Raw genomic sequence first — 2,891 nt, forward strand, 5'->3', positions numbered from 1 at the left:
GCCGTGGTCAGGACGGCGAAGGCCGTCCGGAACGGGGCGAAGGCCGTCCCGGCGGCGAAGGTCGTCCGGGCTTCGGCGGTCCCGGCGGCGAGCGTGGCCCCGGCGGCCCCGGCGGCGGCATGGGCCGCTTCCTCCAGATGATGCCGGTGATGGCCGCCCTCGACGCCGACGGCGACGGCACCCTGTCCGCCGAAGAGATCAAGAACGCCTCCAAGGCGCTCGCCTCTGTCGACAAGAACAACGACGGCAAGATCGACGCCGAAGAGATGCGGCCGGACTTCCAGGGCATGCGTCCCGGCGGCCCGGGCGGCCCGGGAGGCCCCGGCGCTGAACGCCGCGGCGAACGCGGTCCGGACGGCGGCCGTCGCGACAGCGATCGCCCCGAAGGCGACCGTCCCCCCCCGGCCACCGACCGGATGGCTCAGATGATCAAGGACGCCGACAAGAACGGCGACGGCGCCCTCTCCGGCGACGAGATCCCCGAGCGGATGAAGCGCGGCATGGATCGCATCGACACCAACAAGGACGGCAAGCTCGACGCGGCTGAACTGAAGGCCTTCGGCGAAGCGATGCGGGCCCGCGGCGGCGAAGGCCGGCCCGGCGGCGAAGGTCGCCCCGGCCGTGGCGATCGTCCGGAAGGCGATCGCCCCCGCGGCGACCGTCCCCGCCCGGACGCCGTCTGAACGCCCCGTCCTCCGCAAAGTCGTCCCCGGACGAACGCGACTCCTCTCCGCCCGGCCCTCTCCGAGGGTCGGGCGGTTTTCGTGCGCCCCGGATTCCTGCGCCCCGAGAAAATCCCTGTTCGCTTCGAACGACAGCTGGCAATGTGATCGTGTGTACACTATCCTGTACACCGGTTCGCAGTTCCCGTTCTCACCTCTCGAAGCGTCGCCCGATGGTCGTCCGCATCGCCCGCCTGTCCGCCGTTCGTTCCCCGGTGGCGCCGGTCCGTGGACCGTTCGTGCGTTCGAGCCGTCGCGTCGCCCCGCCGCGGACGGTTCGCGCCCGGTCAGCAGAGCAAACCGCCGAAGAGCAGGCCGCCGAAGAGCAAGCCGACGAGGAGTTCGACGCCGCCGCCGGCGCCGCGCGAATCCTGATCGGCCCGGCCCCGCCCGAACCGCAGTCAATCGAACCGCAGTCGCCCATTGCGCCGCCCGAAACCCTGCCGCCCGCCCGCCAATCGTTGGAGTCGTCCTCGCGGGGGCTGAGCGGGGCGAACTGGCTGAGCGGTCCTTCCCAGACGAAAGCCCGCGCCCGGCGAGACGCCCGTCGGGCCGTCGCGGCGCGGACCGGCCGTCCGGTCTGGGAGGTGCGAGCCGACGCCGTTCGACGCGCCGCCTGAAGTCCAGCGAGCCGGGTACGCCCGGGGAAGCCGGGAACGCCCGGGGAAGGACGAAGGGGTCGAGGGAGCGGTGCGTTCGGTTGAGAGATGCGCGATGTCCAGTGATTCGCCCGAAGGGCAATCGAAGAACGACGGTCGGCCCGGCGGCGACGACGAGCCGGGACCGTGGGGGCGTCCGTGGGGCTGGTGGCGCGAGATCGCGACGCTGCTCCCGCCCCCGACGCGACGCGGCCGCCGGGCGGATACCGACCTCGCCGCGGTCGTCGAGGCGATTCTGTTCAAACACGCCGACGACTGTCCGTGGCGCCGGCTGCCGGAACGATTCCCCCCGTGGCAGACGGTGTACTCCTATCACCGCCGCTGGTTGAAGGACGGCACGCTCCGCAAGATCCGCGAGGCGGCCCGACAGGAGAACGCCTCGCCTCCCGACGAACGTCCCCCGACCCGCGATCCGGTCGGCAATCCGGTCGGCGATTCGCGTTGATCGTCGGGTTCCGGCGGGCCTTCCGTTTGTGCGCGGGGGGACGCGGTGGCACAGTTCGGATCGGCCCAGGCTTCCCGCTCCCGGTCGCTCGGCCCCGCGTTCCCTGCTCTCCGCCCGCGTTCATGTCCCGCCAAGCTTTCGACGACGACTGGGACGCCCATTCCCGAGGCTTCGAAGACCCCCGCTTCTCCGGCGGCCGGCACCCGGACGACGACGACGATCGCGGCTTCGGGCGCATGGGCGACGGCGCGACGCTCAGCGGTCGCTCCGGCGGCGGCGGGCGGCGGGGCGGGTGCGGCTGCTTCCTCAGCCTGGCGCTCCTCGGGGCGGTGATGGCCGTGGTTTGTTGCGGCGGATTCCTGTGGTTCGGCCTGAACGGACACGCGGACCGCGTCGTCAACGCTTTGGACGACGACCCGGCGGTCCGGGGACAGTTGGAGGAGGCGCTGGGACCGGACTATCGCCTGACGCCGGACCTCGCCGCTTCGACCCGCGGCCCGGGGGGCGCCGACGTGTTCGACGCCGCCGGCAGCCTGGGTTCCGGGCGATTGTTCGTGGTCTCACGGCGTGGCCGCGGCCCGGATCAAGACGACGGCCCCCCGGCGCTCGTGATCGTCACCGCGTTGCTGGAGATGAACGACGGGCGGCGGATCGAACTGGAGATCCCGGAGCCGCGGGACGAGCGTCTCGAACTCGACCCCCTCGAGTTCGATTTTCCTGGAGAGAATCTCCCGATCGAAGATTCCCCGGACGACGGCGAGGCCGGCGAGAACCCAGCCGGCGAGGACGAAACGTTGTTCCTCGAATCGGACGTTCAGTTCTTCGCGGAAGACCCTTTGAACGTCCCGATGAGGAGCGCTCGACCGGACGACGGCGAGCCGGGCGCGACTTCGGGCGAGGCGCCCGCCGGGGGCTGACCGGGGCGACCAATCGCGGCGACCGAGTTTGCGGGCCTGCACGGTGGAGCCGGTTGCGGAAACGCGGAGGAGGTGGGGTTGCGCCGGCAGCGCCGGTCCGCCGGATCGCGGACGGCGGGGACCGGCGGGGAGGGGTTCGGAGGGTGGT

General features: G+C 72.0%; 3 protein-coding genes and 1 pseudogene. All 4 read left to right on the top strand.

The window, feature by feature from the left end:
• Positions 1–683, top strand: a pseudogene (locus tag LzC2_RS20960) (hypothetical protein); the annotation flags it as partial.
• Between the two features lie 212 nt (positions 684–895).
• Positions 896–1,342, top strand: coding sequence for a hypothetical protein (locus LzC2_RS20965; protein ID WP_171189975.1), 447 nt, complete (start codon positions 896–898; stop codon positions 1,340–1,342).
• 94 nt (positions 1,343–1,436) lie between these two features.
• Positions 1,437–1,826, top strand: coding sequence for a transposase (locus LzC2_RS20970; protein ID WP_171189976.1), 390 nt, complete (start codon positions 1,437–1,439; stop codon positions 1,824–1,826).
• A gap of 122 nt (positions 1,827–1,948) precedes the next feature.
• A complete protein-coding gene (locus LzC2_RS20975) occupies positions 1,949–2,743 on the top strand; it encodes a hypothetical protein (protein WP_171189977.1) in 795 nt (264 codons plus the stop codon).
• Positions 2,744–2,891: the final 148 nt, after the last annotated feature.

Source organism: Alienimonas chondri, from assembly GCF_013036045.1.
Taxonomy (GTDB): Bacteria; Planctomycetota; Planctomycetia; order Planctomycetales; family Planctomycetaceae; genus Alienimonas; species Alienimonas chondri.